The following is a 13,037-nucleotide window of genomic DNA, read 5'->3' as shown; positions in this document are numbered from 1 at the left end:
TTCAGCCGCATCGGAGCCGCACTCGGCACCTTCGCCCTGCCATGGGCGATCAGCAACATCGGCATGGGCGCAACCATGGTCGTAGCCGCCGCCGTCGCATTACTCGGCGCAGTCCTCTCGCAATGGCTCGCGCCTGAGACGAAGGGGCGCACCCTCGCCGAGATCTCAGCAGACTTCTCCCACTGACACCGGGACTGCACGGTGCAAAAATCGGGCGGAAATGCCGGCCACCGCCCCTGTCCTGATGTGGCTAAGAATGGGTCCGCCAGCTGAAGCATTGCTGTCTGATAACCGTCGATCTGTGAATTCCCGGGACGGATTTGCCGGGTGAGCGGAAACTGTGGCTCGGACGATTGCTGGGGAGTAGTTTCTCCTGAGTTGTTCGGCCCACAGTGCGCTGGCGCAGCGTGCGAAGCTGGGTTGAAACCATCGTGTTGGCGCGTGGAGAATTTCTTGTGGAGTGATGTTGGTCAGCGCTGCTGTGCGGACGATTTGTTCCCATGTCGGGTACATCTTTCCGCATGCTGCCGCGGCGGCGCTCGGGTCACCCGGCGCCGCCCGGCGGCCCAACGACGATTTGCCGCTTCTAGAAGCCCGACAAGTGGGAGCGGACGGCCCCGCCACGCCAGATGCCCTGCCACAATCACGCTGTGCCAGTGTCGAAGATACGTGCGTTTCTCGCACACGAAACGCCGATAATGAAGATTCCGTAAAGCTGATGCCAGCTCGTTTAGCCGGATCAGTCGGCCAAGCAGACTCTGCCGACAACAGGGCGCGCCCGTTCATGCAATTTTTCCGAGTGCCACCAACCCCAGCGCACAGGACGACGGGGACGACCCGCTCATCCAGATCTTGGAGAAAGCGACGGATGAATCAGGCGGCCAAATAGTCGAGAGGCTCTCGCCGCGTTACTCCATTTGAACAACTGAGTAGCCGTAGCAGAACAGAGCCGCGGCAGCTTTGTCTTTGCTTGTGCCCTCGGTCTGCATTTTCGTTAGTCTATCCGCGAGCTGTTCAGTGGCCGCACGGAACGCACATGCGTCGTTATAGGCCATCCCGACCGTGGCATCAACCACGAAGCTGTGGAACTGCTCTGTGCTGTTAATCTCTCCTGCTGCCCAGGCGCAGGCAATATCGACCCCCGCCGAGACGGCCTTGTTCTTCTTTGCGGCCTTGGCTATTTCCGCCATCCGGTCTGCACTCGCTTGAGCGATCAGCCAACCGCTGTAGTTGTCGGCTTGACCTGCCACGGCGGTGACCTCCTCAGCAGAGGTGTGAAACCGGCTGGCAAGGTCGGACGCATCGGAGGCCGCGACTTTGATTTCTCCAGTGTCACGGCCCACTGCGCTGGATACCTTCGACGTGGCACTCTTCGCGAGCTGAACAACCGCTTGCCGTTCTCCTCCGGTGCAGGCTGTCAAGCCCAAGACGACGGCCGCCACGGCCGTGAGCGCAGCGAACCCTTGCTCCTGGTTGTTTTCTCATCAGGGTCCTCTCGTCGCTTAGGACCCCCAGACCCTGTGGGCGGGAAGGATAGCGCCGCAGCGTTCCTGCCGGCGACCTTTGATGAGGGACCGTTTGAACTCAACAATCGAGAGGGCAGTATCCGCGTGGATTTCTTCCGGCAGGGGAGTAGCTGTGAGGTGTCGTCTTCGAGGACCGGCTTACGCGACTGAATGTGGCACGTTGAAATCGCAGACCTTAGCGTGAGTGCGTCAGATAACCAGGAAGGGGACCCTATTCTGACTTCTACGAGTGGTGTAGCTGATGTCAGATGGGGTGTAGTTATGGCCTGCAGACTTTCGTCTCGCTGAACGCGCGCTGCCCAGAAGAGCCGCCAGCCGCCTAATGTGCGGGTTGCGGTGTGGTTCCGGGCCATGGCGATGGTGAAGTCGAGGACGATCTGCCGCTTCGGAGCGTTCCCGCAATCTGGTGCCGACGGTTTTCACGCATGGATTCATGCCTGTCGACCTTGGCTGTGCGGTTGGACCAACGTGGGCTGGTGGTGCGCTCTAGGCATCGCGCACCCGGATCAAGCAGCTTTCCGTGTCGAGATGGGCGCGGTTAGGGGTGAGAAGGGTGTGCACGTGCAGCCTGAGCTGCAAATGTCGATTGGGCGAGAGTCCGGCCAGAGGTGCATTGATCCGTCGACTTGGAGTTGTCGGGTTAGAAGGCAGCTCCACCGGGGTCTTTACATAGACCGGGACCCGTCGAGGTGACGTTCTCTTCCACCTCTCAGCGATCATGCGTTGTGGGGTGCGTCCGGGTCCTCGGGTGCTTCCCTGCGGCGTTTCTGAATTAGTTCCTTTGTGCGGACGAGCCGGAGGAGGGTTACCAGGGATAAGCCGCCGAGTACGTTGAAAAGCAGGGTGTAGCCGAACCAGCCGAGCCACTGGCCGTAGGTGATGTCGGCGCCGGAGTGGATTGCCGCGAAGATCAGCAATGAGTCCAGGATTGAGTGGAAAAGTTGCAGCCCGGCCAGCAGGAACCCGCCGATGATGGTGGCAACGATACGGGCGACGTCGTTGCCGGTGCCTTGCTGCATCCGGCTCATGAGCGTGATGGTGCTGCCGCCGAGCACCGCCAGGGCGATTGTTTGGACGGAGAACGGGGCACCGATGTAGTGGTGTGCGCTTTCGCTGGCAGCTGTCGACCATTGGGGGAACGCCTGCATGATGATCCAGACGAAGATCCAGCCGCCGGCGAGGTTTGCCACGAGGGTGCCGCCCCAAAGTTTCGCCAACTGGGCGGCGCTGCCTTCCTTCGCTACCAAAGCGGCCACGGGCATGAGGAAGTTCTCGGTGAACAGTTCGCTGTGCGCGAGGAGGAGGGCTATGAGCCCGAAGCTGAACGCGAGCCCGGCCAGCAGATGATTGCCGGTCTCTGGCATGACGGCCAGGTATGCCATGATTCCCAGGCCAACTTCGAAGCCGCCGAAAACGCCGGTGACCAGGATATTCCTCCCGGTACGGTGGAGTCGTTCGGCGCCCTCGCCGATCGTCTTGTCGAAGGACTCTTTGAGCTGGTGCTCGACTGGGGCGTCAGACTCGCCCAGTTCCCGCCGTCGTTCTTCGCTCATATTCGCTTCCTCCTGCTTGGCCGACACGGTCTTGCCCCGCTGGCCTGTTTATGGGTGATAGCCCCCGGGAGCCAGTAGGCCTCCCCGGGGGCTGTGGCTCACCTCAACTGTGGTTAGCGGGTGGTGGTCCCGTGGGCGCGGTTGGGGTCGCGGGAGAGCAGGATGGGCAGGGCGATCATGGCGATGCCGAGGATGAGATGGAGCCAGTTGTCGGCGGTGTTGACGGGGACAAAGTTGGCGGCGGTGTCGTGGCCGATGATGAGTCCGTAGAGCCAGAGGACGAGGTAGATGACTCCACCATAGAGCAGGTAGTTCCGCGCCTGATCATTGGTGCGCGAGAGGAGGATCCCGGCGATGCCAAAGAGGAGGTGGACGATGTTGTGCAGTACCGAGACCTGGAAGATGCCTAGGAGGAGCGCTTCGGAGTCGTGTCCGGCAAAGGAGAGCGTGCTGTAGTTGCTGGTGATACCGGGGATGAAGCCGAGGATTCCGACGAGCAGGAAGACTGCGCCTACTGCCTGTGCTGCTTTTTGAAGTGTTGTTTTACGCCTGGTCGTCCGGTTTGTTGTAGCCATTGGTGTGCTCCTGGTTCAGTGGGGTGTGTGCTTGTGATGCGCCGCTGAACTCCGGGGAGCCGGGTGGCGCCCACGGGTTTCACGCCGGGGAGGGAAGGGTGCTCGGTGTTCCTGAGCCGGGTGATGTGGTGTTCGAGTTGGCAATACTTGAAACAATAGTAAGTAGGCTTACCGTGCCACCCTAGCGACCCCATCCGCCCCTGTACATCCTCAACCGGAAACCTTCGCCACCGGGTAAGCCTGCGACCAGCGTTCAGTCCCGCACTGCCGACTTCCCGGCCGGGTAGTGGCTGGTCTGGAGCAGGCGTGCCAAATGGACGGCATTGCGCGCAAGACCGGTGCTCGATGAAGCGGCGGGCACGGAACGGGTCGAGCTGCTACTGGCGATCCACATCCAGCTTCCAACCGGGCAGATCCGTCGCCTCACCGCCCCTAAGACCACCGCCATGGAATAGTCCCGGGACTAATTCACCAAAGCCCCTACTTGGACCGAATGAGGCTAAGCAGAGAGGGAAACCTTGTGACGCCGTCTTCTGTCATGAAGTGCCCCGCTCCCGGGTGAACCTGCAGCCGTGCGTCCAGGCGCCTGGCGAGGTCATCGGATGCTGCTGGCGGCACGAAAGGGTCCGTATCAGAGCGGATTACTGTACGTTCCCCAGTGCTCGCTGCTACCCGTTCAACCCCTACGTCAGTTGCGAGATAGCCGTCGAGTTCCGGCAGTGCTTCCAGTGGTTCAGTGAAGCCGGCCACCAACACGAGACCGCCCAACTCCCACGGCTCAGGCAGCGCCGCGAGTACACGTAGGGCAGTGACCACACCGAGGGAATGTGCCACCACTATCGTTGTCGCATCTGGCACTCCCAGTGCCGCGCTGACAGCGGCCTCCCACGCTGCCGCGTCAGGAGAGTCTGGTGCGGGGAGGGGAACGACTGCGACGGCTATGCCTTCAGCTTCGAGGGCGCTCTGAAGCCAAGGGAACCAGTTTGCATCCGGTGAGGATTCGTATCCGTGGACGATGACGACACGCTGCACGGGCGGAACCGGGACGTTGCTGGCTTTTACGGTCATAGGCAAAGACTCTAAATGGTCAGCTCCCAGGCAGCGACCGGCGGACTACCAGCGGCATATCATGCATCAGCCAGAACCTGCCAGCGCCCGTTGGCTACCAACGAGAACGGGCGTGTTTGGCGTCCGTCACAGGCGGCAGGTCTACCGTCAGGGCGCAGAGTCTCGGTCGTCGCTGTTGATGAAAACCTGCACCGCCACGACATGCGCTTTCGTCAGGCCATCGTCAGGATCCGGCTTTTCCAGCAGGACGGGTTGGTGGTTCGGCTGGGCCCAGTCGTGCACGTCAGTCTCTAATACGTCGTCAATCCACACAATCGCGTCCATCCCAGTCCGCGTTGCGCTCGGCCTCCATTTTGCTCAACCACCTGGTTACGATCCCAGCTTGGGCGTCTGCTGGTCCTCAGGAGGATAATCGGCTTCATGACCGTGACCCTAGTCCGGCTCCAAGCCGAACGGTAGCCTCCGGGTCCTACTTTCCCTGTTGATTTGGCCCCGCCCGTGCCGGTCGGTACCTCGTTTCCCTTCCTGAGCTGACGATCGTCAACCACGCTACCGAGACGCGAATGAGAGCTCCGGCCGGCATCACCCATTCTGATTGACGCGGGGGAGGGGCCGCTCCGAATACATAGCAAGGGGCAGGAGTACTGGACCGGTTGCGTCCCCGAGTCTGCTGACCCAAGTCATGGAACGGAAGTCTTCGCGGCTACTTGTGCTCCCGGACTTTAGGATCCGATATTGAGGATACGTCAGGAATTTAAGTCGCCCCTTGTGGGGGTCCTGCGGACGCGCGAGGTCGGTCGGCTCCGACGTCGGGCGTGGGCCGTTGCGTAAAGACTTGTCCCGGATTGCGAGCCGGCTTGAAGCCGCTGGCCTGAGACCCGAGTAGGATTCGGAAATGGCTAAAAAATCGAAATCTGCGCTGCTACCCTTGCTCGCTTTCGCCGTGCTGGCAGTCCTTGGCGGCCTGGTGGTCCAGAAGGTCAAGACAGGTCGGGCCGCCGTGTCGGGCAACGTCGCCTCGCCGCTGGATGACAAGGCCAAGGAATGGATCGAAGAGGTCGTCACGACGCCCCGCCCGCCTGCAACTGAGTTGCCATAGCACCCTTCTTTCGGGCCTCTCCCCTGCCATTAATAACGCCGATACTTGATCTTCTGTCACTCTGAGCCCCGGATAAACACCGAGGGGGCGGTAAATGGACTCGGAGTACCCTTACCCTTGCCTACCGGCGCGTATCGGCCGTTACCGGCGCGTATCGGCCGTTACCGGCGGTAACAGCCGTGTGGCGAAAGGGCCACAAACGCCTCCCGGACTCACGGTCCCGTGATTGGATTCCCGGCCGATTAACGGTTGCACGAAGAACCGGAAACATCCCTCGTTTCGGGCTTTGGCGCTCCTACGCTGGAGTCATCCCATGACCCACATCCGAAAGGGGAACCTACATGAAAAAACTAAGCGCCTAGCTGACTGCCATCATCATTGCACTCGGGCTGGGCCTACTGGCTCCGGGGCCCGCCTCCGCAACTACTTCCTACTGCGGGCTGGTCTGGAGCTCGCTGGGCAAGTCCAACCAAACCATGAGCGCCGCCTCCATTGCGAACATACGCACGGGACAGCACACCTGCTTCGACCGCCTGGTGATCAACATCAAGGGAAAGGCAGCCGGCTACAACGTCCGCTACGTCTCAAAGGTTGTACAGGACGGGTCCGGACAGCCGATCAAGCTCAGAGGCGGTGCATTCCTGCAGGTCACCGCCCACTCGCCCAGCTATGACAGCGCCACGGGCAAGGTGACCTTCGTGCCGGCCAACCGCTCCGAGGTGACCGACGTTTCGAAGTACCAGGCGTTCCGGCAGGTCGCGTGGGCTGGCAGCTTCGAGGGCCGCACAACCTCGGGCCTCGGCGTCCGCGCCCGGCTGCCCTTCAAGGTCTCCACCCTTGCTGGTCCCGGCACCGGATCCACGCTCGTGGTCGACGTCGCCCACCATTGGTGACACCAGATGTGACGGCCGACAGAACCGGGTAATAGAGCCAGGTACAGTGAGACCCCGCTCCCAGGGGGGCGGGGCACCGCTGTGCCCACCCCCGCGGTCACCTGGCGCTGGTATTCTCCGGCCATGGACGAACTGCTGCTCCCCGAGACCGCGGTCATCGACGGCCTTTCCAGCCGCGAAGGCACCCGCGGTCCCGACCTAACAGTCGAGGCCGGGATATTGTGTGCAAAGTTTGTTCGCGCAGCTAGGGGGATGTCCAGATGCAGTTCAAGCGTTCAGCCGGGGTCTTCGTAGCCGGCGTTACGTTGATGTTGGTAGGCCCGCTCTTGAGCCTGATCGGAACAACCTTCGGCACGTGGTCTATTGCTTCGCTGAGGGACGGCAATATGAGTGGCGCGTTCATCGGTTTGGCAGCTCTCGGCGGACTGGTTTCCTTCATCGGGTTCATCTTGCTTGTCGTAGCTGCTCACCGGGCCCTGGTGAAGATCGACGCGCTACCCGTGGGGCCCCGTCTTCCCGGCAGGACTGGGCTCATCACGATTAAGGCGCCACGTTCTCCTCGCGCACAGCTCAGGCACCGGGCGGTTTCGACGGACTTTCGGGCAGAACTCAGGGCGCCACACTTCCCGTAGCAACGGCAGGAGCGGCCCTGTCTTAATCCAGACTTCATTCCCGTGGTTTGAACGGCGATCACGACGTTTCGTCGATTAGGGGCGGGCGTTCAGGATGATGGTGCGACGTCGATGAGCACCTTGCCGATGGTGCCCTGCTCCACGGCGTCATGTGCTTCGGCGGTCGCTTCGAGTGGGAAGCGGGTCAGCGGCAGGCCATGTTCTTCACCCACGCGCAGCGCGCCGGCCTTTAGCGCCTCGGAGGCGGCGGCCAAGGCGTGCTGTTTCTGCTCGTCCGTGACGGTGTAAGTGAGGATGAACTGGTACCGGATGTTCTTCGTCATGCTTTCACGGATGGGAACCGTCAGTGGTTCCCCGGGATTCGCCGCGTAGATGGCTATGGTTCCGCTTGGCTTGAGCACCTGCACGTCGGAGTCGATGTTCGCCGGGGCGTTAACGTCGACGATGGTGTCGAGTCCGCCGGGGGCGGCGTGGCGGACGGCAGTGACGACGTCGTCGGTGCGGTAGTTGATGACTGTATGGGCTCCGGCGAGGCGCGCGAGTTCAGCTTTCCGGTCTCCGCTGACGGTGGTGATGACGGTTGCTCCGGCCCATGCTGCGAGCTGAATGGCAGCATGTCCCACTGCGCCTGCGCCGCCGGTGACCAGTACGGTTCGTCCCGCCAGGGCTCCGGGGGAGAGCCTGGCGGGGCCGTCCTCGGCCGAGGTCAGCGCCCGGTGTGCTGTCAGGGCGGGGATACCGATGGATGCGCCCGTGTCGAAGGATTCAGTACCAGGAAGCCTGACTGCTTTGGCCGCCGGCGCAACCGCATACTCCTGCGCGGTGCCCTCATTGCCGCCCCAGGCAACGTCCCAGAGCCAGACCCGGTCACCGATGCTGAGTCCTGTCACTCCGGATCCGATCGCGTCGATCACGCCGGCGCCGTCCTGGTTAGGAACCTTCGGTGCTTCCAACTTGGTGCTTGTGCCTCCGCCGGACCGGGACTTCCAGTCAGTTGGGTTCACCCCGGAGACGACGACGCGGACGCGGACCTCACCCGCGCCGGGATCAGTCAGCGGCTTGTCCTGAAGCTTCAGCACTGAGGACGAACCTGTCTCTTCGTACACAATCGCTTTCACGTCTTCTCCATTAAGTCGGTTTGCTGGTGGCCGGCCTTACCGAACCAACCTACCGAAGGACTGCTGCCAGTTCCTGCATTTTTGTCACCTGCTCATGGCGCCGTACCGAGGTACTACAGCAGGTGCCAAGTCCAAGAGCTCGTTGAGACTGCCGTCCGCACCGAAGTGTCCCTCGACAAGCCTGCTCACCGGCGTCTGCGAAGCGTGTCCAAGCCCGTTTTGGTGGCTTAGGCAACATTCCGCCTTGCAACGGGCCTTTCCCGGCGAGTTCCGGGCCGGAGGTTGAACACCTCGGCGTCGAAAGTGTTCCCTTGGCGCGGCCGAGACGCAGCAATGACATAGCCCGCCGCCGAAAGCCCTGGGAGCGTAGACGCGGTGGCCGCTGTTGTGCAGCCGCGGGTATGATTCACGCCGTCCGTTTATCGATGCGTACTTCGTGCTCCGGGCGACCTTAGAGGTCGGCTACCTCGACGTTCGTGTGTTGCCCCCTTGTACAGGGCCACAACGAGGGCTTCCTGGCTCTTGCTGAGTTTGGGCTGCTCACAAAAGAGACGAGGCAACTTTGGGACTAGGAAGTAACGAACGCCCCTGCATACTATTCGGAGTCGCCCCCACACCCTGGGCGCTGGATTTCCGGGAGAATGACAGGCGATGCGGGGTGATCGGGCATGGCATCCAGACTGCGGACGCCTGTTTAGGAAGACTTTGCCGTGGGTACTCCCATAACCTCAGCTGAACCGCTCAAGCCGCGCGGCGGACCCGCCCCTGCGTGCTTTCACACAAGTTAGGTTTTCCGCGTGACGGATCCGTCCAACCCCCAGAACATCAGCAAGCAGGCACCGCGCAGCTTCAAGTACATCCTCATGCTTGGCGCCCTGGCCGCGCTTCCGGCCCTCACCACGGACATGTACCTGCCCTCCTTGCCCGCGGTGGAGGCTGATCTCCAGACCACCCAGACCGCCGTCCAGCTGACGTTGTCCGGGACCCTCGTCGGTGCGGGCATCGGCCAGTTGGTGATCGGCCCGTTTTCGGACCGGTTTGGACGACGGCTGCCGCTGGTCATTGGCATTTCGCTGCACGTGGTCTTTTCGTTGTTGTGCTCCTTGACGCCGAACATCGAAACGCTGACAGGGCTGCGCGTGGTGCAAGGTTTCTTCAACGCAGCCGCTGCCGTGGTGGCCCTCGCTGTCATCCGTGACCGCTTCGTTGGCTCCGCTGCCGCCCAGCTGCTGTCTCGGCTGATGCTGGTGATCGGTGTCGCGCCGCTCCTGGCCCCCACCGTGGGCCAGGCCATCGCGGGACTCTGGGACTGGCGTGCAGTCTTTTATGCACTGGCGGTCATTGGCGTGGTCCTGGTGGCAATCGTCTGGAGGTTCATGCCGGAGACGCTACCGGAGGACCGGCGCAGCCCGGGCCACCCCAGCCATGTGGCCCGGGCCTACTGGTCCCTGCTGTGGGACAAGCACTTCATGGCGCTGGCCGTCATCCCGGGGCTTGGGCTGGCCCTGATCATGAGCTATGTGGTGGGTTCCCCCTTCGTCTTCCAGAACGAATATGGCCTCACCGCCCAGCAATTCGCCCTCGTCTTCGCCCTCAACGGCGCCGCGCTTGTCCTATCGGCGCAGCTCAATGCCGCCCTTGTTCGAAAATTCCGGCCGGTCCGCCTCCTGCGCGCCGCCCTTCTGGTGCAGTTGGGCCTCGCCCTGCTGCTGCTCGTGGTGGTAGCGACTGGTGCCGGCGGCCCGTTTGGCCTGATGGCCGGCCTGTGGCTGGTCCTGTCGGCCCAGGGCATGATTCCGGCAAACGCGTCGGTACTGGCTTTGCACAACTATGGCCACATGGCGGGAACGGCGGCAGCGGTTATCGGAGCCCTTCAGTCTGGCGTCGCCGGGCTCGTCAGTCCCCTGGTGGGGTTCCTGGGCGGAAATGCGCTGTCGATGGTCAGCGTCATGATCGGCAGTTGTGCCCTGGCAGTGATCGTGCTTGCCGCGGGAACTCCTGCCTACCGGAAGGGCGGCTGGCCGGAGCACGCCGAACGCGATGATGACCAGCGGGTCAGTGCTGACAGTGCTGACGATTAGGCGACTTTGTGACCCCGGCTATGCAGGAGCTGAAGTAGCCCGCAGCCCCCGTTTCCTGATGGGCGCTGCGTGCTCCACTCCGGGTAGGGCGGGATTGAGGGTCTGATAGATGACGACTGAGCCGCGGGCGGCGTGCGTGCAAAAGTGGGCATTGCTGGCGTTTCCTTCGGCGACCCTCGAGACTCTCGGGTCAGGACGACTGTTCCTTATTCATAGAACTCGATCCGCGGCTCGCCCTGCATGCCGGCTTGCTGCATGGCATCTTTCAGTTCGGGATTGCTCAGGTAGGCGCGGGCTGTTTCGAGTGAATCGAAGTAGTGGAGCACCATTATGTTGTTGGGGGCGTCGGCCATGCGGTGCACTGAATGATCAGTGACGCCGCCGGACTGTCGCAGCCCGTCCGCCGAGTCGTAGACCCTCCGGAAGGTGTCGTAGTCGGCGAAGCGGTGGAGGAGGGTGACCAGTGCCATGGGAAACTCCTTCAAGTCGTTCCGAGATCTTCTTGGTGAGCAACGTAAAGCTAGACCCGGGAGGAAGAGTGGTCAAGGTATGCGCGGTTGGTCAGTGGGACCAGTGTCGCGCGGTGCCGGCAGAGCAGGACGCCCGGGTCGGTGCAGAAAGGAGCAGGGTCGTTGCCAAGCTTCGGGCACCATCATGCAGACCGACCGACTGACCGAGTGCGATGTGTCGGCGGCGGGGTCGGGCATCGGCTTCCTTCTGGGGGCGAGGATTGGGGCGCGGGCCTGACGTTCCGGCGCTTCGCAAAGAGATCAGTCGGAAAATTGTGAAGCTTGGTCCGGCAGGTTTAGCGGCCGCGGGGGAAGCATCCGGGAGCGCATCGGCAGGCTAGTGCGGGGCTGGGCGCTGCGTGGGCCAGGATGGCGGAATCCATCCCGGTTTCCAGGCCTGCCAGTCCGACCAGTTGCTCGGCGCCGTTGTAGTCGTGGCCGAGCATGTGTGCGGAAGGGCTCCCTGGTCTCACCGGCGCGGAGCAGTACTACGTTGGGAGCACGCCAGATACCTCTCTGGGGCGACGCAGTAACCACGCGTGGCGCGTAGCGTGACTGGCATGACAACCATCACGAATTCTGCTCCCGGGTTCGCCTCGAACCGCAGGCGGCGCACAATAGCGGCGCTGATGGTCGTCGAGGCGCTCTCCTTGGCGGTATTCTCGGCGCTGCACCTCTCCGGCGTGATCCCCGGCGGCACGCGACCCTACAACCCTGAAGCTGCCGGAATCGCCGAAGCGGTCATCGGCGTCGTTCTTACCGCAGGCGTCGTCGCTGCCGTGAGCAGCCGCAAGTACGGACGTACTGCTGCCCAGGCTGCGATTGGGTTCGCCATCGCCGGCTTCGTAGTCGGACTGACTTTCACCATCATCGGCGGCCAACCCGTCGACGTCGTCTATCACGCGACGGTGCTTCCCTTACTGATCCTCACACTGGTTCTGTCGGTGCCCAAACCAAAGGACTTGGGCGTTGGAAGAGACCGGGGTCCTGGGGCTACGCCCCCAGTGAGGGTCTATGTGGCGGGCCGCGTTCGGTCTTCGGCCTCGGCCGCTCGTGGCCAGATTCTGGTCATGCACCCTTCGATTCTTGGAGGCGGCAAGGGGCGAATTTCCGCCCTCGGAGCGGCTGCAGCATTTCGATGGGTCACGCACAAAGTGGCAACAAAGAGGGTAATGATCGTTGAACCGGAATATGCCCTGCTCTTCATCCAAAGATGTGGTCCTCACGTCCACGGCAAACCTGCACTGGCGGCGGCCCTCAGTTAGCAGAAACACCGAGACGAGAGGTATGGGAGCATCAGGAGAAGCCCTTTTCTCAGCTTCTGCGTTAAGATCAACCGGGCAGAAGTGCGCAGCGGTCTGCTCGTGAATCACGACCGACTCGCCCCGGATGAGTACCCGTCATCAGCCTGCCAAGCGCGGCCATTGAGTTGCTCGGCATTCAGTCCGCTTAGGTCCAATTGGAGCTTCACCTTATGAGATCTGCCAGTTTACGTGCCGCATCCCTTACGTCGTACGGGATGGTCCTGTTAGCGAAGGTGTCGGCGCTCGGATCATAGAACCGGTAGATTCAAATCGTGTTGGGCGGAAATTCAGATGAATTACGGAGCGTCTCCTCCTGGCTGGCTCTTATTTTCAGTTCGTAGCCGTGATCCCTTAGCAGCCCGAGCAGTGGTCCCTCGAACTGGTAGAAGGCGACTTTCCCGTCAAGACCGGTTCGCACGTGCGTCGAGCCCTTGTTGAACCCATAGAAGGGATCGTCGGCAGCATCGTTTAATAGTCGAAGCTTTCGCGGGGGCTAGCCAAAGTTTCCAACATCCTCTGCAGGAACTGTTACCCAGCAACGCTTCCGGTTGGACACTCCCGACGCCACACCCCGGGCGCCGCCAATCTGGACTTCACACCCCAGCTTTAGTGGCCGTTGGGCCTCTTAGGTGAACAGACGAAGAATTGCGGCTGCTCCACTTGTGCGAGCGGCACGATG

12 protein-coding genes are annotated in these 13,037 nt (G+C 62.1%); 5 read left to right on the top strand and 7 right to left on the bottom strand.

Features of this window, described 5'->3' with window-relative positions; genetic code table 11:
• Positions 1 to 186: MFS transporter (locus tag G9E11_RS15185; RefSeq protein ID WP_190608308.1), on the top strand; the 186-nt coding region annotated here is incomplete at its 5' end.
• 722 nt (positions 187 to 908) lie between these two features.
• Here the strand turns inward: G9E11_RS15185 and G9E11_RS15180 are convergent.
• The 5 genes from G9E11_RS15180 to G9E11_RS15160 form a co-directional block, all read right to left on the bottom strand.
• Positions 909 to 1,343: a hypothetical protein gene (locus G9E11_RS15180; RefSeq protein ID WP_190607194.1), complete on the bottom strand. Its 435-nt coding sequence runs from the start codon at positions 1,341 to 1,343 to the stop codon at positions 909 to 911.
• Positions 1,344 to 2,242: 899 nt separating this feature from the next.
• Entirely contained in the window at positions 2,243 to 3,079 is an 837-nt protein-coding gene (locus tag G9E11_RS15175) for a formate/nitrite transporter family protein (RefSeq protein WP_190607192.1), read from the bottom strand.
• A 113-nt stretch (positions 3,080 to 3,192) separates the two neighbouring features.
• Positions 3,193 to 3,654: a DUF4383 domain-containing protein gene (locus G9E11_RS15170; RefSeq protein ID WP_190607190.1), complete on the bottom strand. Its 462-nt coding sequence runs from the start codon at positions 3,652 to 3,654 to the stop codon at positions 3,193 to 3,195.
• Positions 3,655 to 4,134: 480 nt separating this feature from the next.
• Positions 4,135 to 4,722 (bottom strand): RBBP9/YdeN family alpha/beta hydrolase, encoded by a 588-nt coding sequence (locus tag G9E11_RS15165; protein ID WP_190607187.1) that lies wholly within the window; start codon positions 4,720 to 4,722, stop codon positions 4,135 to 4,137.
• Between the two features lie 147 nt (positions 4,723 to 4,869).
• Positions 4,870 to 5,034 (bottom strand): hypothetical protein, encoded by a 165-nt coding sequence (locus G9E11_RS15160; protein ID WP_190607184.1) that lies wholly within the window; start codon positions 5,032 to 5,034, stop codon positions 4,870 to 4,872.
• Between the two features lie 583 nt (positions 5,035 to 5,617).
• Between G9E11_RS15160 and G9E11_RS15155 the strand changes: the two genes are divergently transcribed.
• Together G9E11_RS15155 and G9E11_RS15150 are read left to right on the top strand one after the other, a co-directional pair.
• A complete protein-coding gene (locus G9E11_RS15155; RefSeq protein ID WP_190607182.1) occupies positions 5,618 to 5,821 on the top strand; it encodes a hypothetical protein in 204 nt (67 codons plus the stop codon).
• Positions 5,822 to 6,183: 362 nt separating this feature from the next.
• Positions 6,184 to 6,714, top strand: coding sequence for an AMIN-like domain-containing (lipo)protein (locus G9E11_RS15150; RefSeq protein ID WP_246469015.1), 531 nt, complete (start codon positions 6,184 to 6,186; stop codon positions 6,712 to 6,714).
• A gap of 721 nt (positions 6,715 to 7,435) precedes the next feature.
• Here G9E11_RS15150 and G9E11_RS15145 read toward each other — a convergent pair.
• Positions 7,436 to 8,464 carry an NADPH:quinone reductase gene (locus G9E11_RS15145; protein ID WP_190607180.1) on the bottom strand — a complete coding sequence of 343 codons (1,029 nt, stop codon included), beginning with the start codon at positions 8,462 to 8,464 and terminating at the stop codon, positions 7,436 to 7,438.
• A 797-nt stretch (positions 8,465 to 9,261) separates the two neighbouring features.
• Here G9E11_RS15145 and G9E11_RS15140 point away from each other — a divergent pair.
• The gene (locus G9E11_RS15140; RefSeq protein WP_190607178.1) at positions 9,262 to 10,545 is read left to right on the top strand and encodes a multidrug effflux MFS transporter; all 1,284 of its coding nucleotides are present in this window, start codon (positions 9,262 to 9,264) and stop codon (positions 10,543 to 10,545) included.
• Positions 10,546 to 10,751: 206 nt separating this feature from the next.
• Here the strand turns inward: G9E11_RS15140 and G9E11_RS15135 are convergent, their stop codons facing one another.
• The gene (locus G9E11_RS15135) at positions 10,752 to 11,015 is read right to left on the bottom strand and encodes a cyclase (protein WP_190607176.1); all 264 of its coding nucleotides are present in this window, start codon (positions 11,013 to 11,015) and stop codon (positions 10,752 to 10,754) included.
• Between the two features lie 599 nt (positions 11,016 to 11,614).
• Between G9E11_RS15135 and G9E11_RS15130 the strand changes: the two genes are divergently transcribed.
• Positions 11,615 to 12,319: a hypothetical protein gene (locus tag G9E11_RS15130; protein ID WP_190607174.1), complete on the top strand. Its 705-nt coding sequence runs from the start codon at positions 11,615 to 11,617 to the stop codon at positions 12,317 to 12,319.
• The last annotated feature ends 718 nt before the right edge of the window (positions 12,320 to 13,037 follow it).

Origin of the sequence: Arthrobacter ipis (assembly GCF_014694315.1) — a bacterium.
GTDB classification, from domain to species: Bacteria; Actinomycetota; Actinomycetes; order Actinomycetales; family Micrococcaceae; genus Arthrobacter; species Arthrobacter ipis.
This window is presented reverse-complemented; position numbering and strand designations above follow the sequence as displayed.

Excerpts from the sequence above, each read along its gene's own strand:
- G9E11_RS15135 (WP_190607176.1), bottom strand. The coding sequence starts at position 11,015 with ATGGCACTGGTCACCCTCCTCCACCGCTTCGCCGACTACGACACCTTC.
- G9E11_RS15170 (WP_190607190.1), bottom strand. The coding sequence starts at position 3,654 with ATGGCTACAACAAACCGGACGACCAGGCGTAAAACAACACTTCAAAAA.
- G9E11_RS15130 (WP_190607174.1), top strand. The coding sequence starts at position 11,615 with ATGACAACCATCACGAATTCTGCTCCCGGGTTCGCCTCGAACCGCAGG.
- G9E11_RS15165 (WP_190607187.1), bottom strand. The coding sequence starts at position 4,722 with ATGACCGTAAAAGCCAGCAACGTCCCGGTTCCGCCCGTGCAGCGTGTC.
- G9E11_RS15155 (WP_190607182.1), top strand. The coding sequence starts at position 5,618 with ATGGCTAAAAAATCGAAATCTGCGCTGCTACCCTTGCTCGCTTTCGCC.
- G9E11_RS15175 (WP_190607192.1), bottom strand. The coding sequence starts at position 3,079 with ATGAGCGAAGAACGACGGCGGGAACTGGGCGAGTCTGACGCCCCAGTC.